This window comes from Martelella sp. UBA3392 (genome assembly GCF_002358775.1).
GTDB classification, from domain to species: domain Bacteria; phylum Pseudomonadota; class Alphaproteobacteria; order Rhizobiales; family Rhizobiaceae; genus Martelella; species Martelella mediterranea.
The window spans coordinates 13,030-31,470 of record NZ_DEPM01000091.1; the positions used below are offsets into that span (position 1 = coordinate 13,030).

Sequence of the window (18,441 nt, forward strand, 5' to 3'; positions counted from 1 at the left end):
GAGAGGGGTGAACCCTATCCGAGAATTCGGAGTTCGCGGCTTCTGCCCGATACCCCTCTCTGTCGCTTTCGCGACATCTCCCCCTCAAGGGGGGAGATTGATGGCTACCGGCTCAGCAGGAGCCACCAGCATACCAGCCAGACTATGCCTCAGCCCTTCTTCGACTTCGCGCGCTCGATCGCCTCGACGATCAGCTTCTTGGCCTCGGTAGCGTCGTGCCAGCCGAAGATCTTGACCCATTTTCCGGGTTCCAGATCCTTGTAGTGCTCGAAGAAGTGTTCGATCTGCTTGAGCTGGATTTCCGGGATATCGGTGAAATTCTCGACCTTGTCGAAACGGGCGCTGAGCTCGCGCGAGGGAACGGCGATGATCTTTTCATCCTTGCCGGAATTGTCTTCCATCATCATCACGCCGATCGGGCGGACATTGATGACGCAGCCCGGCATCAGCGGGCGGTGATTGCAGATCAGCACGTCGATCGGATCGCCATCGTCGGAGAGCGTATGCGGCACGAACCCGTAATTGCCGGGATACATCATCGGCGTGTAGAGGAAGCGGTCGACGACCAGAACGCCGGCGTCCTTGTCCATCTCGTATTTGATCGGCTGGCCGCCGAGCGGGACTTCGACAATAACATTGATATCATCGGGCGGGTTCTTGCCGATCGCAATCGCTTCAATACGCATCTAGGTCTCCAGAAAAGGGGAAGAATTCGCCGCCTTGGATAGCCAAAATGCCTCGACAAAGCAACCGCGCGGAAAGAGTTGCGGCAATCGGGATGCGACCGCGAAAGAATGACTATTCCCAGATGTAGGAAACCTTGCCGAGCACCTTGCCGCCATGCTCCTCCTCGGCGAAGGCGAAGGGCTTGCCGCCGAGCGCGGTGAAGAAGATGCCGGCATGATCGAGCGCCTCGAAACACCAGCAGATCGTGCCCTTGCAGCCAAGCGAGGCGAGCAGCCGGCGCGCCTCGGCAAACAGCACCCGGCCGAAGCCAAGGCCCTGATATTCCGGCAGAAGATAGATCTCGTAGATCTCGCCTTCCTGCGGCAGCGCCTTCACGCGGTTGAGGCCGACGCTGGCATAGCCGACCGGCTGGCCCTGCACCTCCAGCACCAGCAGCGTCTCCTCGCTGGCGATGGCGTTCTTCCACCAGGCGATGTTGCGGCCCGAAATCATGTCCTGAAGCGCGCGGTGAGGAAGGATGCCGGCATAGACCTGCTGCCATGCCAGCCAGTGCACCCTTGCGATTTTCTCGGCGTCGGCCGCCTCTGCTGGCCGCACGTCGCTGGATAGTATCCTCATCGTCTCCAACCGGCATGTGATTGCGGTTAAGACCCAAGGATAAGACAAACTGAGCCGATTGCCCATCAAAATTAATTTACCGGTTGCTGACAGAGCGGCTCACCGCCTTTGTCGGTCCGCTTCAGCGCGGCGGCGGAAGGCATCGAGCGTGGCAATGATCATGCCGGCAGGCATGGCCGGGTTGTCGAAAACGGCGGTAATCTCCACCACACGGCTCTTCTCACGCAACGCGGATATCGCCGGCCCGCCGCCGCCCTGAAGCCGGGCCATGTCCTTTGCGGTGGTGACCGGCAGCAAGGTCCCGGCATCGGCCAGCAGAGAGCGGGCCAAGGCGTCGGATATCGGCTGGTGATCGGCAAGGGCGACGGCCCGGCGCACCCGCGCGCCCAGCCCTTCCAGCGTTGCGAAAAACTTCTCCGGATCGCCGATGCCGGCATAGGCCAGCACGTCCCGGCCGCCAAGGTCTTCGCCGCCCGGCACCGGCCGCTGATGCAGAACCTCGACCGGACGACGGGCGCTGCGGGCAGCGCTGCGCACCTGTTCTTCCGCGCCGCCCGCGCCGTTCAGCAGCACGGCATCCACCTTCGGAAACTGCGCCGCGAGCGGCGCGCGCAGCGGACCGGCCGGCAGGCAGCGCCCATTGCCGAAGCCGCGCTTGGCATCGACCACGGCCACGGCGAAATCGGGCTTCAGCCGCCCGCTCTGCAATCCGTCATCCATGATGATGAAATCGACGCCCGCCTGTTCCAGAAGCGCTGCCGCATCCACCCGCGCTGGCGAGACCGCGACCGGCGCCAACCGCGACAGCATCAGCGCCTCGTCGCCGACATCGCGAAAGCCGTGGCGCTGCGGATCGACCAGCACCGCGCCCTCGACCTTCCCGCCATAGCCGCGCAGCAGAAAGCCTGGCCGTTTACCGCTTTTGCGTGCCGCGCGCGCCAGCGCTTCGGCCACCGGGGTCTTGCCCGTCCCGCCAACGGTGAAATTGCCGACGCACAGAACCGGCACGCCCACGCGAGCGCCCGCCGCCTGCCTCATCCGGCGGCCGGCGACAGCGGCGTAAACCCAGGAGACGGGAAGAAGAAGGAGGCTCAGGGGATGGCCGCGCTTCCACCAGAAGGCCCGTGTCGTTTTCTTCATATCGGGCACAACTCTCTGTCAGACCCCGGAGCAATGCGCTCCGTCAGGTAATCGCATTACGGTTCAACCAACAGATAGACCAGACAAACAACGCCGTGAAGGGCGGCTCCGCTTCACGAAGATCCAGCCGCGCGCCACGTGGCCTCTTGCCGACCGTTTCGGCCCCGAGAAGCCCTTACTGCAGCGCCTTGCGCAAATTCTGCTCTGGCATCCGCTCCGGAACGATCGGCACGCGCTTCTTCTCGGGCACGGCCTTGGGGCGCGCGGAGAAGCGGGCCTCGAGAATGAGCGGCGCAAGATAGCGCTCCAGCCCCTTCATGGTGCGGATCAGCGCGCCGCGCATGTCGCGCACCCCGGCATAGCCGGCGGCGATCATGTGTTCGCGCGCGGCCTCATCGCGCAAGAGAAGATCGACGGATTGCAGCAGAGCCTCCGGGCTGTCGACGGTGCGCACCGCGCCGCGCTGGCGCAATTGACGATAGGTATCGCGGAAATTGTCCACATGTTGACCCGTCAGGATCGCGGTTCCGAGCATGGCGGGCTCCAGCGGGTTCTGCCCGCCGCGCGCCGTCATCGAGCGGCCGACGAAGGCGATATCGGTGAGGCGGAGATAAAGCCCCATATCCCCGATCGTGTCGCCGAGATAGATATCGGTCTCCGCGTCGGGGCTTTCGCCGAGCGAGCGACGCTTGACCGAAAGTCCCTCAGCCGAAAACTGGGCGGCAAGCGCATCGCCGCGATCGGGATGGCGGGGAACGATGACGGTCAGAAGGCCGGGATGGCTCTCCTTGAGCGCGGCATGCACGTCGGCGGCATTTTTCTCCTCGCCGTCGAAGGTCGAGATCGCCGCCCACACCGGGCGCGCGCCGATTGCGCTCTTCAGCGCCTGCAGGGCCTCATCATCGGCGGGCGGCGCGCTGCGGTCGACCTTGAGATTGCCGGTGACCGAGACATGCAGCGCGCCGAGATCGGCGAAGCGCTCGGCGTCAAGATCGGTCTGCGCCATGACCAGCGAAAACCGCGAGAACATGGTGCGGGCAAGTTCGCGGCGCTGCATCCAGCGGTCGAACGAACGATCCGAAATCCGGCCATTGACCACAACCTGCGCGATCTTGCGTTTGGCGAGCTCCGCGATCGTGACCGGCCAGACTTCGGTTTCAACATTGATGGCGAGGTCCGGACGCCAATGATCGAGAAACCGTGTTACCGCTGGCAGGGCATCCAGCGGCACGTATTGATGGATGACCGTATCCCCGAAGCGCTCCGCCGCCAGGCGCGCGGATGTCACCGTGCCGGTTGTCAGCAGAACGGAGATGCCGAATTCATGGATATTCTGGACGACCGAGGTAACAGCGAGCGTTTCGCCCACGCTTGCTGCGTGTATCCAGACGAGCGGACCTTCCGGTCTCTCCCGGTTGGAGCGGCCGAGGCGCTCCCCCAGGCGCGCCCTGTCCTCCTTGCCGCGCCGGACGCGATGATAGAGGATCGGCCGTAACAGCGGATAGCCGAGAATCCCGCCGAGTCGGTACGTGTTGCGGGCCAACCAAATAGAAATGCCTGATACCATTCCCTTGTCCGTTTACCCCGTTCTCGTGCATCGGATCAGCGGCCGCACCCACCACCATTGCGCGAATCATCCTACTTCAGAAAATAACATTTAGGAACAGGAAGAACCACATCCTAAATATTCTATCAAACGTCTTCAGGCTGACCCGGAACGAAGTTCTTTTCTTCTTCTTATAAAGACTTCATTTGCTTTATTTTAAAGCAACTGCTTAATTTCAAGTCACAAAGCAGTTGCAGGAGCGCCGTCTGGCGAAAACGCTCGGAAGGCTAAAGCAGTCGCCTATACTGCGTCCGGAACCGTGAAAACACAATACTCACGATTCCGGGTCGAGAAGCCGGTGCAGATGCACGATGAAATAGCGCATATGGGCGTTGTCGACGGTCTGCTGCGCCTTGGACTTCCAGGCCGCATGGGCGCTGGCATAATTGGGGTAGATACCGACGATATCAAGCGCATCCAGATCGGTGAACTTGACGCCCTTCAGGCTTTCGAGCTCGCCGCCGAAGACCAGATGCAGGAGTTGCTTGTTTTCAACCGTATCAGCCATTTCATATCTCTCTTTGCTCATTGCCTCCCGCCATAGCGTGTCTCGGGTTTGACCGTTTTTGTCAAGTGACGGGTCACATGACGGGCGGCGGCGCGAACTCGCGCATCAGCGTGCCGACCAGCGCCGGATTGCCCGCAAAAAGCGTCCCGTGGCGCAGCGTGCGGCGATTATAGGTCAACGGCCGCCCCGCGTCATCCACCAGCGAAGCGCCGGCTGCGGCAAGAATGATATCGGCGGCGGCCAGATCCCAATCATGTGAGTTAGGCCTCACAAGTGTGGCATCAAGACGGCCATCGGCCACCGAAGCCAGCCTGTAGGCGAGCGAGGGAATATGCGCGGCCTTGCTTATGCGCGCGCGAAACGGCGGGCTGAAGCCATCGAGCATCGCCGCCGGCAGGCAGAGCTCCAGATTTCCGGTTTCGCCGCGCAGCGATGAGGCCGCAATCGGAAGCCCGTTTTTGAGGGCCGGACCGCCAAGGGCGGCGGTAAACACCTCGTCAAGCGCCGGCGCGACGAGGACGCCGGCCACCGGGCGGCCACCGCGCACCACCGCCACGCTGACCATCCAGTTCTTCTTGCCCTTGAGAAAACCGCGCGTGCCGTCGATCGGGTCGACCACGAAGACGGCATCGGCTTCCAGCCGGGCGAAGTCATCGCCGCTTTCCTCCGAAAGCCAGCCATAATCCGGCCGCGCCCTCAGCAGCAGGTCTTCCAGGCATTCATTGGCGGCGAAATCGGCGGCGCTGACCGGCGACTGGCCAGAATTCTTCCACCAAACTTCGGGGTCCTGGCCGAAATGGGAGAGCGCGACCGCACCCGCCTCGCGCGCCGCATCGGTGATCAGCGCCAGATCGGCCTGGATATCGGCAACCAACGGCTCGGCCACGGCGGACCTCACGAGCCGGCGAGGGTGACGCCCTCGACGAGAATGCTGGGGGTGGTGATCGAGAACCGGCGGTCGATATCGCTGGCCGGCGTCATCGCCATGAACATGTCCTTCAGATTGCCGGCAATGGTCATCTGCGACACGGGATAGGCGATCTCGCCATTCTCGATCCAGAACCCGCTCGCTCCGCGCGAATATTCGCCGGTGACCATGTTGACGCCATGGCCGATCAGTTCCGTGACATAGAGCCCGGTTCCGATTTCGGCCATCAGTTCGACGGGCGTCTTCTGGCCGGGCTCGAGCACCAGGTTGGTCGGCGCGGCCGAAAGCGAATTGCCGGAGCGGGTGCCGCGACCATTGGTCTCGAAACCAAGTTCCCGGCCGAGCGCCGTCGACAGGAACCATTGCTGCAACACGCCGTCCTCGACCATGGCGAGCCGCTCACTCAAAACGCCTTCGCCATCGAAGGGTTGCGAGCCGGCGCCGCGGCGGATCGCCGGATCGTCAATCAGGTTGAGCCCGGCCTTCAAAACCTGCTTGCCGAGCTTGTCTCTGAGAAAGCTGGTCTTGCGCGCAACGGAAGACCCCGTAATCGCGCCGGCGAGACTACCGATCATGCTTGCGGCAAGACGCGGCTCGAAGATCACGGCGGCGTTGCGACGCGTCGGCACCTGGCGCGGCGAGAGCCGGGCCGCGGCCCGTTCGCCGGCCTTGCGGCCGATCTCTGCCGGCGGATCGAGATCACCGTCATGGGCGCGTGCATCGTAATCGTGATCGCGCTGCATGCCGGCGCCCTCGCCCGCCACGACGGAGACCGACACGGAGGAATAGGAACGGCGATAGCCGCCGGAAAAACCGTCGGAAGTCACCAGCACGAAGCCGACCTCGCCGCGCGAGGCACCGGCGCCGGAGCTTCTGGTGACGCCCTTGACCTGAAGCGCCGCCGCTTCCGCCGCAAGCGCGCGCTCGGCGAGCGCCTCGGGCGAAACCTCGGTCTCGTCGTAAAGATCGAGGTCAGGGGCTTCACGTGCAAGCCGGGCGCTGTCGGCAAGGCTGGCATAGGGATCTTCGGGCGAGACGGCGGCCATGGCGAGCGCGCGCTCGACCAGCGTGTCGATATCGCTGTCGTCATTGGTGGAAACGCTGGCGACCCTCGCCCCGCGAAACACGCGCAGCGAAAAACCTCTGTTTTCGGACGCCTTGGCGTTTTCGCGCTTCCCGTCGCGCACCGAGATGCCGTGCGAGGCGCCTTGCGAGACGACGACATCGGCCGCATCCGCGCCCTTCTTCTTCGCGACGTCGAGAATCTTCGACGCGGTGTCGATCAATTGATCGGGAACCCTTGATGATGACATGGCATTTGGCCTTTCCTTGCGCCCTCATTTATTGTTCACTTCATTGCGCATCAAGTGCCGTTCCCCCGGCCCTCCCCTTTTCTTGCATCCAGGACCCTTTTTATGGCAACGACCCAGAGCCTTTTTACCGAAACCGTGTGGATGCTGGGGGCCGCGGCCATCGCAGCGCCGCTTTTCAAGCGGCTCGGCCTCGGCACGGTTCTCGGCTATCTGGCGGGCGGGATCGTGATCGGTCCGGTGCTGCAAAGAATCAGCAATGGCGAGGAGGTGCTGCACGTCGCCGAACTCGGGATCGTGTTCCTGCTGTTCATGATCGGGCTTGAACTGAAGCCGGCCCGGCTCTGGACAATGCGCAAGGACATTTTCGGTCTTGGCCTTGCCCAGGTTCTGGTCACCGGCGCGGTGCTGGTGCCGCTCGCCAAATTCGGCGGGCTCGGAAACTGGCAGGCCGCGGTGATCGCCGGCTTCGGCCTGGCGCTGTCCTCCACCGCCTTCGCCATGCAGATCCTCGATGACAATGGCGACGTCAACACCCGCTACGGCCAGCGCTCGTTCTCCATGCTGCTGTTTCAGGATATCGCGATCGTGCCGCTTCTGGCGCTCGCCAGCATTCTCGGCGGCGGCGTGGAGGAGGCGAGCACCTCGGACATGCTGATGAATGCCGGACTGGCCGCCCTTGTCGTGGTGCTGATGATCGCCGCCGGGCGCTATGTGCTGACGCCGGTGTTCCAGATCATCGCCGCCACAGGCGCGCGCGAGGTGATGATCGTGGCCGCGCTGTTCATCGTCATCGGCGCTGCGATGATGATGCAGATGGTCGGGCTGTCGATGGCCATGGGCGCGTTTCTCGCCGGCGTGATGCTGGCCGAATCCTCCTACCGCCATGAACTCGAGGCCGATATCGAGCCGTTTCGGGGGGTTTTTCTCGCGATCTTCTTCATCGCCGTCGGCCTGTCGCTCGAACTGTCCGTGGTCTACGAGAACATCGGCCTGATCCTCGTCGCGGTTCCGGTGCTGCTCGTCGTCAAGGCCGCCGTCATCTACGGGCTGTGTCGCCTGACCGGTTCGCCGCATGAAGACGCGGTCCGGATCGCGGCCCTCCTGCCGCAGGGCGGCGAATTCGGCTTCGTGATGTTCTCGACGGCGGCTGCCGCCGGCATCTTCTCCAACGCCACCGCCTCGCTGCTGATCGCGATCGTGACGGTCTCGATGGTGGCGACCCCGCTGACCGTTCGCCTCGCCGAGCGGTTCTACGCCCGGCGCGAAACCCATGAGGAGATGGAGGAGGATTTCGACGGCGCCGGCGCGGACGTGCTGATGATCGGTTTCTCGCGCTTCGGCCAGATTGCCGCGCAAATCCTGCTCGCCAGCGGCCGCGACGTGACGATCATCGATTTCTCCGCCGATCGAATCCGGCAGGCCTCGGCTTTCGGCTTTCACATTTATTTCGGCGATGGCACCCGCAAGGACGTGCTGATCGCGGCGGGCATCGAAAAGGCCAAGATCGTCGCGGTCTGCACCCAGAAGCGCGAGATCACCGACCGGGTGATCGACGTGGTGCAGGAGAATTTCCCGCGCGCCCACATCTATGCCCGCTCCTATGACCGCAGCCACACGCTGGCGCTCAGGCAGCGGGGCGTCGAATACGAATTGCGCGAGACGTTGGAATCCGGCCTCGTCTTCGGCCGCGAGACGCTGGTGGCGCTCGGCACCAGCGAGGAAGAGGCGATCGCGATCACCGACGATATCCGCAAGCGCGATGCCAAGCGGCTGGAGATCCAGGCGGTCGAGGGCATCATGGCCGGCGCCGACATGCTCCACACCCACCCCGTCAGCCCCGAGCCGCTGATGCGCCCCAAACGCCGGCAGATCGACCCGACCGTGAAGGTGACCGGCAGGGACATGGCGTAAGGTCGCCAGGTCTTCAATCGGCGCTGTAGACGCGCTCCCCGGCGATATAGCTCGCGGCAAGCGCGAGGTCTTCGGAAAGCAGCACGAAGTCGGCGTCCGCGCCCGATTTCAGCCGCCCCTTTGACCGCGCGCCCACGGCCTCGGCCGGATAGAGCGATGCCATTCTGAGCGCCTCCTCCAGCGGCACGCCCAGCATGTCGCGGACATTCTTCACGCAGGTCAGCAGGTCGGTATCGGCCCCGGCAAGCGTGCCGTCGGCAAGCGTCAGGCGGCCATCCTTGCGATAGATCGTGCGGCCGTTGAGCTCGAAACTCTGAAGGTCCGTGCCGGTGACCGACATCGCGTCGGAAACCAGGAATATTTTCCCAGGCCCGGCCTTTGCCCTCAGCGCGATCCCCATCGCCACCGGGTCGACATGGTATCCGTCGGCAATTAGCCCGCAGGAAAAGCCGCCATCGCCAAGAACCGCGCCGACCATGCCCGGTTCGCGATGGCCGAGCGGGCTCATCGCGTTGAACAGATGCGTCGCCATGGAAGCGCCGGCAAACCGGTATTCCCGCGCCACCGCACAGGCGGCATCGGTGTGGCCGAGGCTGACGATATAGCCGGCCTTGCTGAGGCGCGCGACCTGCTGGCGGGTGACGTTTTCGGGCGCGACGGTGAGCAGTCCGACGCCGAAACTGCCGGCATTCTCCACCAGAAAGTCGCAATCCTCCGCTTCCATCGGCCGGATCAGCGCCGGATCATGCGTGCCTTTTCTGGCCAGCGAAAGATGCGGGCCTTCCAGATGCAGGCCGAGATAGCCCGGAATGCCCGCCTCCCAGGCGGCCTTGCCGGCCTCGACCGCCGCGCGCACCACATCGGGCCGGTCGGTAATCAGCGTCGGCAAGAGCGCGGTGACGCCGGAGCGGATCTGGGCGGCGCAGATGGTGCGCAGCCCTTCGAGGTCCGGCGCGTTGTTGAACAGCAGACCGCCGCCGCCATTGACCTGGAGATCGATCAGGCCAGGCGCCAGGATCTGCCCGTCCGCCGGGATGATCTCGCATTCGTCGGGAATGTGGCGCGCCGAGACGATCGCCTCGATGCCGGCTGAGGAAAACACCAGCGCCCGGCCTTCCAGCAGGCTCTCGCCGTCGAATATCCGCGCGCCGCTTATCGCCTTCTTCATGATTATTCGGTCTCCGTCACCTTGTTGAGCGCCACCGGCGCATCCGGGTTGAAACCACGGGCGCGCGACAGTTTCTCGATGACGCTGTAATAGGGCACGATCAACGCCAGCGCATCGGTCAGCGGATGGCCGGTCGCGACATGCGGCAGCAGTTCGGTGCCCTCGCCGCGTTCCGACGACACGAATACTGACGCGCCCTTCTTCGCCATGCCGGAGGCGATCTTGACGACGCTGTCCTCCGCCTTGTCGCGGGCGGCGAACGCGATCACCGGGAAACGCGGCTCGACCAGCGACACCGGACCATGCATCACCTCCGCCGAGGAATAGGCCTCTGCATGCAGTTCCGAGGTTTCCTTGCATTTCAGCGAGGCTTCGCTGGCGATCGCAAAGCTCGGGCCGCGTCCCAGCACATAAAGCGACTGGGCATCCTTCAGCGGCTCGATCAGCGCCGACCAGTCGCAGGCAAGCGCCTTCGCAAGGTCATCAGGAAGTTTGGCGAGCGCCGCCTTCAGCGCCGCGTCATCGGCCCATTCGGCAAGCACGGCAAGGCCGGCGACGATGGAGTTGACGTAGGATTTCGTGGCAGCCACCGCCTTTTCCGGGCCGGCCGCGATATCGATCGGCTGATCGGCCATTTCCGCCAGCGGCGAGGCAATGGTGTTGACGAGCGCAAGCGACAGCGCGCCGCCATCGCGTGCGGCCTTTGCGAGCGCAACAATGTCCGGGCTCTTGCCGGACTGCGAAACCGAAATCGCGGCGGCCTTGTTCATCTTGAGCTTCGCGCCGTAGATCGAGGCGAGCGAGGGGCCGAGGGAGGCGACCGGGATGCCGACGGTCAGTTCGATCGCATATTTCAGAAACAGCGATGCGTGATCGGACGAGCCACGCGCGATGGTGACCACCACGGCGGGATCCTTTTCGGCAAGCGCGCGACCGGCTTCCGCAAGCGCCGCGCTCTGGCCATCGAGCAGCCGGGCGGCAGCTTCGGGGATTTCGTCGATTTCGCGGCGCATATTGGTGATGTCGGTCATAGAGTCATCTTCCGTTTCATGGGTCGCCGGCATAGGTCAGCTCGGCGACGAGGTCATAGATATCGCTTCGATAATAGGTTCTGGTCAGCTCCACCGGCCGACCGCCGGCATCGTATCCGGTACGGCGGATCGCAAGCGCCGGCGCGCCGGGCGACATCGTCAGAAGTGCTGCCTGTTCGGCACTCAGGTTGCAGGCAGTGATCCGTTCCTCGGCCCGCACCATGGTGACGCCGCGCTCGGCAAGCGCGCCGTAAAGCGAGGTTTCGACCAGGTCGGGCCGCTCGAGAATATCGGCGGGCAGCGTGGAATGCTCGATCGCCATCGGCAGGTCATCGCCGAACCGGATACGGCTGAGGCGGGCAACGGCGGCGTTCCGGGGAAGCTTCAGCGCCTCCGCCTCTTCAACGCTGGCCGAAAACAGGCCGCGCTCCAGCCAGTGCGAGCGCGGCGTCAGCCCGCGCGCCTGCATGTCCTCGGTAAACGAGGTCAGCCGCTTCAGCGGCTGCTCGATCCGCGCCGGCGGACGCAGCACGAAGGTGCCGGCGCCGTGGCGGCGCTGCAGAAACCCCTCGCTGGTCAGTTCCGCGATCGCGCGCCGCACGGTGACCCGGCTGACGCCCACGATCCGGGCGAGGTCCCGCTCGGGCGGCAGCGCCTCGCCATGGGCAAGCTTGCCGCTTTCGACAGCCCTTGCCAGCTCGGCCTTCAGCCGCCGGTAGATCGGCCCGTCACCCGAAATGTCGAAATCCTGGAAAACCCGCACGGCCATCTCCTGTCGCAGGATATAGATACCAATTTAATACCAAATGACAAGGCTGTCTCATAAAATTCATCGATGGATCGTCCGCGACCGGCCTTGCCTTGCCGCCCGCCGGATGGCTCAAATGGCCTTCCGGCAAATGCGAGACCGCCATGCAGATCGAGGCCCTCATCTATTTCAACGAACTCACGCACTCGCGCTCTATCCGCCAGGCGGCCGAAACGCTGGGCGTGTCGCCGATGGCCGTCAGCCGCCAGCTTGAAAATCTCGAGGCCTATTTCAACGCCGTGCTGATCGAGCGCGGCGCGCGCGGCATTGCGCTCACCCCCGCCGGAGCGCTGCTGGCCGAACGCGCCGATGCGATGATCCGCGATCTCGAAGGCGCAAGGCAGGTGATCGACGACCTCAGGGGGCTCAATGCCGGCCACGTCTCGCTTCACGTCAACGGCGCGGTGATCAACGCCATCCTCGCCCCGGCGCTGGCCGAATTCTACGCGCTCTATCCGAAAATCTCGATTGCCGTCACAGTCACGTCAGCCGAAATCGCGTTGAACGCGGTGACCACCGGCGAGACCGATATCGCGGTGACGATGTTCTCGCCCTCGGATGCGCGGATCGAGACGCTGTTTTCGCTGTCCGTGCGGCATGATCCGGTGATGGCCCCGGATCATCCGCTCGCTGCCGAGAAGGAAATCACGCTTGAGGCCATCCGCCGCCACGCCATCGCCATGCCCGACCGCGCCTTCAGCATCCGCCGCGATTTCGACGATCGCCAGCGCGCGACGGGTTTTGCGCCGGTGGATGTCGCCTTCACCACCTCCTCGCTGGAACTCCAGAAGGAGCTTGCCCGGCGCGGCACGGCGGTGCTGATCCTGCCGGCGATGACGGTTGCCCGCGAGCTTCGCGATGGAACGCTTGTGCTGCGCCCGTTCGCAAAGGGCGCGGAAATCGCCAGCGACATGCGGCTGGTGCGCGCCGAGGGGCCGACGCCCACCTTCGCCGCCCTGAAGCTCGCCGAGTTTCTCGAAGCCTTCCTGCGCGAGCACGGGTAGACCCCGTCAGACCTCGCCGCCGGCGAAAATCGTCTGTACCCATTCGAGAAACACCCGCAGCCTTGGCGCGGTGTGGCGGTTCTGGGGATAGAGCGCGGTCAGCGGCGTTGGCGGCGGCGGAAAATCCGGCAGCACCTCGACCATGGCACCTTCCGCCAGCGCCTCGGCGAAATGATAGCGCGGCGCCTGCACCAGCCCGAACCCCGCCCGCGCAAGCGCATTGGCCGTGCCGGAATCATTGGCAGTGACGCGGGACTTCAACGTCACGTAACGGGTGCGGCCGTTCTCGATCAGTTCGAGCGGCATCACCTCCCCGGTGCGCGACGAGATGAACCCGACCGCCAGATGGCCGGCAAGATTGTCCGGCGTTTGCGGCACGCCGTGGCGCGCAAGATAGGTCGGGCTCGCCACCGTGACCTCGCGGAGCGCACCGAGCCGGCGGGCGATCAGGCCGCTATCCTCCAGTTCGCCGGCTCGGATGACGCAGTCATAGCCCTCGCGCACCAGGTCCACATAACGGTCACCCTGCCCGAAATGGATTCTGAGACCGGGATAGCGCGCCAGAAATTCCGGCAGGCCGGGCAGCAGGAAATTCCGGGTCAGATGCGGATGGGCATCGATGCGCAGCAGCCCGTCCGGATTGCCGGCCCGGAACGCGCCCTCGGCCTCCTCGACATCGGCGAGGATCGCAACGCAGCGTCGGTAATAATCCTCGCCGTCGAGCGTCGCCGCGACATGACGGGTGGTGCGGTCGAGAAGCCTTACGCCGAGATCGGCCTCCAGCCCCTTGATCGCCTCCGTGGCGGTCGAGCGCGCAAGGCCGAGATCAAGGGCTGCGGCGGAAAAGCTGCCGCGCTCGACGACGCGGGCATAAAGACGCATGCGGTCAAATCTGTCCATTCGCATTGTTCATCACAGGCGAATTATGTTGTCAATTTTCCGGTGATTGTTTCGCTCAGGCCAGAGCATATCTTTGGCGCGGTTCAACGAACATGGAGTGTATCATGACCAGAACTGCCATCATCACCGGCGCCTCGCGCGGGATCGGCGCTGAAATCGCCAGGCGCCTCGCCGCCGACGACATCAATATCGTGGTCAACTACGCATCGAACGCGACGGCCGCCGAGGCCGTGGTCGCCGCCATCAGGCAGCAGGGCGGCAAGGCGATCGCGGTCAGGGCCGATATCGGCGCGGCGGACGGCATCAAGACCCTGTTCGATGCCACCGAAGCCGAATTCGGCAAGGCCGACATTCTCGTCAACAATGGCGGCATGCTCTCGCTCGCACCGCTCGCGATGGTCACCGACGAGGATTTTGAACGCCAGGTCGCCGTCAATCTCGGCGGCACGTTTCGCGGCCTACGCGAGGCGGCGAAACGGCTCGCCGATGGCGGGCGGATCGTCAACTTCTCGACCAGCGTCGTCGGCACCAAACTCCCCGTCTACGGAGTCTACGCCGCAACCAAGGCCGCCGTCGAGACCCTGACCCATATCGCCGCCAAGGAACTGGCCGCGCGCGGCATCACCGTCAATGCGATCGCCCCCGGTCCGGTGGCGACCGAGCTGTTTCTCGACGGCAAGAGCGAGGAACTGGTCGCCAACATCACCCGCACAATTCCGGCCGGCCGTCTGGGCGAGCCCGACGATATCGCCGGAGCCGTCGCCTTTCTCGTCGGCGACGAGGCCCGTTTCATCAGCGGCCAGGTGCTGCGCGTCAATGGCGGCATGATCTGAAAAGGAGAACCGATATGCCATTCGTCAACATCAAGACCCCCGAAGCAGCACTCACCCGCGCGCAGAAGGAAGACATCATCCACCGCGTCACCGACATGCTGACCGAGTATTTCAGCGAGGCCGCGCGGCCCCACACCATGGTGCTGATCGAGGAGGTCCGCGACGGCGGCTACGGCCGCGCCGATGAGGTTTACGTCACACCCGAGGCCTGGCGCGCTGAAGGATAACCGTCGGGCCGGGGCGGAAACGCCTCGGCCAGCCCCTCCACGAACCGCATGATCTTGGCGCTCGGCTTGCCGCGCATCGGATAGAGCGCATGCATGGGGCGCGGCGGGGTGCGATAGTCGGCCAAAAGGCGAACCAAGCGGCCGGCCTTCAACTCCTCCCGTAGGATGATATCCGAGCCGAGCGCCACGCCATGGCCCTCGACGGCGGCGCGCATCAACACCATCCAGTCATTGCTGTAGAGGCGGCCGCTGACCTGAACTTCGCGCTCCCGACCGTCCTCGGTGAACAGCCAGCGGCATGGCGTGTGCCCTGCGCGCTGGCCGAAAATCAGGCACTCGTGCCGGGTCAGGTCCTGAGGGGTTTCCGGCGCGCCGTGGCGGTCGAGATAGGCAGGCGCGGCGCAAACCACCAGTTCATAGGGTGCGAGCGGAACAGCGGCCAGACCCGCGTTTTCCGCTCTGCCAACCCGGATGGTGACATCGAAGCCCTCCTCCAGCGGATCGACAAACCGGTCCTCAAGCGTGACCTCGACCTGCACGTCCGGATATTTTTCGAGAAACCGGGTGACGAAGGGCGCCAGCGCGAGTGTGCCGAAGGTTTTCGGCGCATTGACCTTCAGCAGGCCCTTGGGATGCCGGTGCATCTCGGACGCCAGCCCCTCCGCCGCCTCGGCCTCCGAAAGGATCAACCGGCAGCGCTCGTAAAAGGCGCGCCCGATATCCGTAATGTTCTGGCGGCGGGTGGTGCGGTGAAGAAGCGTCGCGCCCACCCTGTCCTCCAGAAACACGATGTGCTTGGAAACCATCTGCGGCGAGATGCCGAGCGCATCCGCGGCGGCGGCAAACGAGCCGAGATCGACCGCCTTGACATAGACGGCCATGCTGGTGAGCCGATCCATGATTATCCCCTTTTGGTTGGGAGAGTCTGTGAAATTTCGATATTTAAGTTCATATAGTGGAGGTTTATGCCGGGTCATCACAGTGTGACAAGGAGAAAACGTGATGAAGATCGGAATTATCGGCGCGGGCTTTGTCGGCCGCTCGGTGGCGCAGAAGGCGGTTCAGGCCGGCCATGAGGTGATGCTCAGCAATTCGCGCGGGCCGCAGAGCCTTTTCAGCATGAGAAGCGCCCTCGGCTGCGCCGTCGGGACGGTGGACGAGGCGATCGCCTTTGGCGAGGTGATCGTGCTCGCGATCCCCTTGGCGGCCTATGGCGCGCTGCCGCCGGAAGGCTTCAGGGGCAAGATCGTGATCGACGCGATCAACTACTATCACGAGCGCGATGGCCATATCGAAGCGCTCGACCGGGGCGAGACCACCACCAGCGAAATGGTCGCCGCGCAACTGCCGGGCGCCCGCGTCGTCAAGGCCTTCAACGCCATCCGGATGATCGACCTAGAGGTGGCGGGACGGCCGGAGGATACTGCCGATCGTTTCGCCCTGCCATTGGCCGGCGATGATGCGGAGGCTAAGGCGGTGATCGCCGAACTCTATCATCAGTTCGGTTTCGACAGTGTCGACGCGGGACCGCTTTCCGAAGGCTGGCGCTTCGAACGCGACCGCCCGGCCTACTGCAATCTGAAGCCGAAGCAGGCGCTCGCCGAAACCCTTTCGGCCACCATTCGGTGATTTTGACGCGGGTGGGTGGAGGAGCAAAGCCGCAGACGCAATGCACGCGGCAGGCGCTGTCTCCCCTCACCCGGCGCATCCGCGCCACCCTCTCCCCTCCGGGGCGAGGGGAACCATGCAGCAGCCGCAGAAGCCTTCGGACAGGCAGAGCCTCACCGGCGTCCCCTTCTCCCCGTGGGGAGAAGGTGGCCGAAGGCCGGATGAGGGTATAGGGCTTCGCATTGCTACGAGCCTTACGGCTGACGCACCCGCTTCACCCACATGACATAAATCAATTTCAGACCGCTCCCATTCGGCTACATCGGTAGCAAGAGATCGGCGGCTTGCTTTCCGTCAAGTATCGGTATACATAATTTTCAGAAATTTCTGAAAATTCAGATATAGCAGGAATATCGATGCCATTGTCACCGATTGTGCAGGATTTCGTGGCCCATTTCGGGGAAATGGGAAGCCGCTGGGGCATCAACCGTTCGGTGGGGCAGATTTACGCCCTGCTTTACGCTACCAGCGAGCCGCTCTGCGCCGACGACATGGTGGAAGCGCTGAAGATGTCGCGCTCGAACGTGGCCATGGGGCTGAAGGAATTGCAGGGCTGGGGGCTAGTTCTGCTGCGCCACAAGCCGGGCGACCGGCGGGACTATTTTACCACTCCCGAGGATGTCTGGGCAATTCTGAGGACGCTCGCCGAAGAGCGCAAGAAGCGAGAGATCGACCCGACGCTGACCATGCTGCGCGAGGTACTGATGCGCGAACCGGAGAACGACGAAGAGCGCTATGCGCAGGAAAGACTGGGCGAAATGCACGCATTGATTGAAAAACTTTCCGACTGGTACGATGATGTGAAGGTGATGGAGACCGATCGGCTTCTGATGCTTTTGGGCATGGGCTCGGCCGTCACCAAACTGCTGGAAACGGCAGACAGGCTCCCCGGCTTCGGCCGGAAGGGCGCAAAAGACAGCAAGGTTTCATGATGGACGCGCTTGTCGAAAAACCCAGGGCAGACGACGACGCCCCCGCGCGGACCGCCGCTCGGGGCAATGGCCGCGCCGCGTCACCGCGAGGCGCGGCGCCGGAGGCGGCCCGACAGAAATCGCGCGCGCCGAAAACCCGCGCGCTGAAGCTTGCCGCCTGGCTCTCCACCCTTGCCGAACTGATGTGGCTGCCGCAAGCCGCCTGCCTTGCCTATGGCATCGGACGGGTGGCGGCGGGCAATGGCGTTGCCGAGATCTGGCCGCTGGCTGCCGCCGTGCTGGCGCTCGGCCTTGCCAAGGCTCTCCTGGAGCGGGCAGGCAACCGCATGGCCTATCGAGAGGCCCGAAAAATCCTCTCGCGAAAGCGCGCCATCGCGGTCGCCGCCCTCACGCGACGTTCGCCGCTCGATACCGGTCGGGCCGCCTCGGGCGAAGCCGCCAGCATTCTTGCAGAGCAGGCCGAACATATCGTGCCCTATCTTGCCCGCTTCCAGACCGCGCGCTTCAAGGCGAGCGTGGTGCCGCTCGCCATACTGGCGGTGGTATTTCCCTATTCCTGGATCGCGGCGCTGGTGCTTTTGATCGCAGCGCCCCTGATCCCCGTCTTCATGGCGCTGATCGGCTGGAGCGCGCAATCGGCGAGCGAAAAGCACCTTGCCGACATGGGAACGCTCAACGCCTTCCTGCTCGACCGGTTGCGCGGGCTGCAGACCATCCGCTCCTTCGATGCCGTTGAGCAGGTCTCGCGCCGCCTGAGGTATCGCGCCGAAAACCTGCGGCGGCGCACCATGGCGGTGCTGAAAATCGCCTTCCTGACATCCGCTGTGCTCGAGCTGTTTTCCGCGCTCGGCGTTGCGATGGCCGCGGCCTATATCGGCTTTCATCTTCTGGGCCAGATCGGCTTCGGCGCCTGGGGCGGCAAGCTGACGCTGTCGGAAGGCCTGTTCATATTGCTGCTGGCGCCGGCCTTCTTCGATCCTCTCAGAATGCTGTCGTCCGTCTGGCACGACCGCGCGGCCGGCGAGGCCGCGCTTTCCGCGCTCGACAGCCTTGCCGAGGACGGGCTTTCCATGGTCGGCGGCGCGACAGCCGATGCAGCCCCGGCATCGGCCCGCCCGGCAAGCGTGGAACTGCGCGATCTCGGCTTCGTCCATCAGGG

At 64.2% G+C, this 18,441-nt stretch carries 19 protein-coding genes; 7 read left to right on the forward strand and 12 right to left on the reverse strand.

Annotation, left to right across the window (positions count from 1 at the left end; translation table 11 throughout):
- Positions 1–149: 149 nt before the first annotated feature.
- The 7 genes from ppa to B4E36_RS06765 form a co-directional block, all read right to left on the reverse strand.
- Positions 150–686, reverse strand: a complete 537-nt coding sequence (gene ppa / locus B4E36_RS06735; protein ID WP_018065153.1) for an inorganic diphosphatase — start codon at positions 684–686, stop codon at positions 150–152.
- 112 nt (positions 687–798) lie between these two features.
- Positions 799–1,305: a GNAT family N-acetyltransferase gene (locus B4E36_RS06740; protein ID WP_230718685.1), complete on the reverse strand. Its 507-nt coding sequence runs from the start codon at positions 1,303–1,305 to the stop codon at positions 799–801.
- Between the two features lie 99 nt (positions 1,306–1,404).
- Positions 1,405–2,445 carry a tetraacyldisaccharide 4'-kinase gene (lpxK, locus tag B4E36_RS06745; RefSeq protein WP_292054268.1) on the reverse strand — a complete coding sequence of 347 codons (1,041 nt, stop codon included), beginning with the start codon at positions 2,443–2,445 and terminating at the stop codon, positions 1,405–1,407.
- Between the two features lie 175 nt (positions 2,446–2,620).
- A complete protein-coding gene (gene waaA / locus B4E36_RS06750; protein ID WP_414673743.1) occupies positions 2,621–4,012 on the reverse strand; it encodes a lipid IV(A) 3-deoxy-D-manno-octulosonic acid transferase in 1,392 nt (463 codons plus the stop codon).
- A gap of 313 nt (positions 4,013–4,325) precedes the next feature.
- Entirely contained in the window at positions 4,326–4,559 is a 234-nt protein-coding gene (locus B4E36_RS06755) for a DUF4170 domain-containing protein (protein WP_018065149.1), read from the reverse strand.
- Positions 4,560–4,632: 73 nt separating this feature from the next.
- Positions 4,633–5,445: a 3'(2'),5'-bisphosphate nucleotidase CysQ gene (locus tag B4E36_RS06760; protein WP_292054263.1), complete on the reverse strand. Its 813-nt coding sequence runs from the start codon at positions 5,443–5,445 to the stop codon at positions 4,633–4,635.
- An 8-nt stretch (positions 5,446–5,453) separates the two neighbouring features.
- Positions 5,454–6,800 (reverse strand): TldD/PmbA family protein, encoded by a 1,347-nt coding sequence (locus tag B4E36_RS06765; RefSeq protein ID WP_292054261.1) that lies wholly within the window; start codon positions 6,798–6,800, stop codon positions 5,454–5,456.
- A 102-nt stretch (positions 6,801–6,902) separates the two neighbouring features.
- Here B4E36_RS06765 and B4E36_RS06770 point away from each other — a divergent pair, with 102 nt between their 5' ends.
- The gene (locus tag B4E36_RS06770; RefSeq protein ID WP_292054259.1) at positions 6,903–8,711 is read left to right on the forward strand and encodes a monovalent cation:proton antiporter-2 (CPA2) family protein; all 1,809 of its coding nucleotides are present in this window, start codon (positions 6,903–6,905) and stop codon (positions 8,709–8,711) included.
- Positions 8,712–8,724: 13 nt separating this feature from the next.
- Here the strand turns inward: B4E36_RS06770 and nagA are convergent, their stop codons facing one another.
- The 3 genes from nagA to B4E36_RS06785 are packed head-to-tail and all read right to left on the reverse strand — an operon-like array spanning position 8,725 to position 11,679.
- Positions 8,725–9,879: an N-acetylglucosamine-6-phosphate deacetylase gene (gene nagA / locus B4E36_RS06775; protein WP_414673744.1), complete on the reverse strand. Its 1,155-nt coding sequence runs from the start codon at positions 9,877–9,879 to the stop codon at positions 8,725–8,727.
- 2 nt (positions 9,880–9,881) lie between these two features.
- Positions 9,882–10,910 carry an SIS domain-containing protein gene (locus B4E36_RS06780; RefSeq protein ID WP_292054257.1) on the reverse strand — a complete coding sequence of 343 codons (1,029 nt, stop codon included), beginning with the start codon at positions 10,908–10,910 and terminating at the stop codon, positions 9,882–9,884.
- 16 nt (positions 10,911–10,926) lie between these two features.
- Positions 10,927–11,679 carry a GntR family transcriptional regulator gene (locus B4E36_RS06785; protein WP_292054254.1) on the reverse strand — a complete coding sequence of 251 codons (753 nt, stop codon included), beginning with the start codon at positions 11,677–11,679 and terminating at the stop codon, positions 10,927–10,929.
- Between the two features lie 143 nt (positions 11,680–11,822).
- Here B4E36_RS06785 and B4E36_RS06790 point away from each other — a divergent pair, with 143 nt between their 5' ends.
- Positions 11,823–12,722 (forward strand): LysR family transcriptional regulator, encoded by a 900-nt coding sequence (locus B4E36_RS06790; RefSeq protein WP_292054252.1) that lies wholly within the window; start codon positions 11,823–11,825, stop codon positions 12,720–12,722.
- Positions 12,723–12,728: 6 nt separating this feature from the next.
- Here the strand turns inward: B4E36_RS06790 and B4E36_RS06795 are convergent, their stop codons facing one another.
- Positions 12,729–13,622: a LysR family transcriptional regulator gene (locus B4E36_RS06795; RefSeq protein WP_292054250.1), complete on the reverse strand. Its 894-nt coding sequence runs from the start codon at positions 13,620–13,622 to the stop codon at positions 12,729–12,731.
- A gap of 104 nt (positions 13,623–13,726) precedes the next feature.
- Between B4E36_RS06795 and B4E36_RS06800 the strand changes: the two genes are divergently transcribed.
- Together B4E36_RS06800 and B4E36_RS06805 are read left to right on the forward strand one after the other, a co-directional pair.
- Positions 13,727–14,455: an SDR family oxidoreductase gene (locus tag B4E36_RS06800; protein ID WP_292054248.1), complete on the forward strand. Its 729-nt coding sequence runs from the start codon at positions 13,727–13,729 to the stop codon at positions 14,453–14,455.
- A 14-nt stretch (positions 14,456–14,469) separates the two neighbouring features.
- The gene (locus B4E36_RS06805; RefSeq protein WP_292054245.1) at positions 14,470–14,682 is read left to right on the forward strand and encodes a tautomerase family protein; all 213 of its coding nucleotides are present in this window, start codon (positions 14,470–14,472) and stop codon (positions 14,680–14,682) included.
- Here the strand turns inward: B4E36_RS06805 and B4E36_RS06810 are convergent.
- Positions 14,646–15,581 (reverse strand): LysR family transcriptional regulator, encoded by a 936-nt coding sequence (locus B4E36_RS06810; RefSeq protein ID WP_345900158.1) that lies wholly within the window; start codon positions 15,579–15,581, stop codon positions 14,646–14,648. The genes B4E36_RS06805 and B4E36_RS06810 overlap by 37 nt on opposite strands.
- Before the next feature lie 103 nt (positions 15,582–15,684).
- On the opposite strand from B4E36_RS06810, the gene B4E36_RS06815 reads away from it, so the two are divergent.
- The 3 genes from B4E36_RS06815 to B4E36_RS06825 all read left to right on the forward strand — a co-directional run.
- The gene (locus B4E36_RS06815) at positions 15,685–16,311 is read left to right on the forward strand and encodes an NADPH-dependent F420 reductase (protein WP_345900159.1); all 627 of its coding nucleotides are present in this window, start codon (positions 15,685–15,687) and stop codon (positions 16,309–16,311) included.
- 395 nt (positions 16,312–16,706) lie between these two features.
- Positions 16,707–17,282, forward strand: a complete 576-nt coding sequence (locus tag B4E36_RS06820; protein ID WP_292054240.1) for a GbsR/MarR family transcriptional regulator — start codon at positions 16,707–16,709, stop codon at positions 17,280–17,282.
- The coding region (locus tag B4E36_RS06825) for an ABC transporter transmembrane domain-containing protein (RefSeq protein ID WP_414673745.1) at positions 17,282–18,441 on the forward strand (1,160 nt) is incomplete at its 3' end. The genes B4E36_RS06820 and B4E36_RS06825, both read left to right, overlap by 1 nt.

Excerpts from the sequence above, each read along its gene's own strand:
- B4E36_RS06790 (WP_292054252.1), top strand. The coding sequence starts at position 11,823 with ATGCAGATCGAGGCCCTCATCTATTTCAACGAACTCACGCACTCGCGC.
- B4E36_RS06820 (WP_292054240.1), top strand. The coding sequence starts at position 16,707 with ATGCCATTGTCACCGATTGTGCAGGATTTCGTGGCCCATTTCGGGGAA.
- B4E36_RS06795 (WP_292054250.1), bottom strand. The coding sequence starts at position 13,622 with ATGGACAGATTTGACCGCATGCGTCTTTATGCCCGCGTCGTCGAGCGC.
- B4E36_RS06805 (WP_292054245.1), top strand. The coding sequence starts at position 14,470 with ATGCCATTCGTCAACATCAAGACCCCCGAAGCAGCACTCACCCGCGCG.
- B4E36_RS06785 (WP_292054254.1), bottom strand. The coding sequence starts at position 11,679 with ATGGCCGTGCGGGTTTTCCAGGATTTCGACATTTCGGGTGACGGGCCG.
- lpxK (WP_292054268.1), bottom strand. The coding sequence starts at position 2,445 with ATGAAGAAAACGACACGGGCCTTCTGGTGGAAGCGCGGCCATCCCCTG.
- B4E36_RS06770 (WP_292054259.1), top strand. The coding sequence starts at position 6,903 with ATGGCAACGACCCAGAGCCTTTTTACCGAAACCGTGTGGATGCTGGGG.
- B4E36_RS06755 (WP_018065149.1), bottom strand. The coding sequence starts at position 4,559 with ATGGCTGATACGGTTGAAAACAAGCAACTCCTGCATCTGGTCTTCGGC.
- waaA (WP_414673743.1), bottom strand. The coding sequence starts at position 4,012 with ATGGTATCAGGCATTTCTATTTGGTTGGCCCGCAACACGTACCGACTC.
- ppa (WP_018065153.1), bottom strand. The coding sequence starts at position 686 with ATGCGTATTGAAGCGATTGCGATCGGCAAGAACCCGCCCGATGATATC.
- B4E36_RS06800 (WP_292054248.1), top strand. The coding sequence starts at position 13,727 with ATGACCAGAACTGCCATCATCACCGGCGCCTCGCGCGGGATCGGCGCT.
- B4E36_RS06815 (WP_345900159.1), top strand. The coding sequence starts at position 15,685 with ATGAAGATCGGAATTATCGGCGCGGGCTTTGTCGGCCGCTCGGTGGCG.
- nagA (WP_414673744.1), bottom strand. The coding sequence starts at position 9,879 with ATGAAGAAGGCGATAAGCGGCGCGCGGATATTCGACGGCGAGAGCCTG.
- B4E36_RS06780 (WP_292054257.1), bottom strand. The coding sequence starts at position 10,910 with ATGACCGACATCACCAATATGCGCCGCGAAATCGACGAAATCCCCGAA.
- B4E36_RS06765 (WP_292054261.1), bottom strand. The coding sequence starts at position 6,800 with ATGTCATCATCAAGGGTTCCCGATCAATTGATCGACACCGCGTCGAAG.
- B4E36_RS06740 (WP_230718685.1), bottom strand. The coding sequence starts at position 1,305 with ATGAGGATACTATCCAGCGACGTGCGGCCAGCAGAGGCGGCCGACGCC.
- B4E36_RS06810 (WP_345900158.1), bottom strand. The coding sequence starts at position 15,581 with ATGGATCGGCTCACCAGCATGGCCGTCTATGTCAAGGCGGTCGATCTC.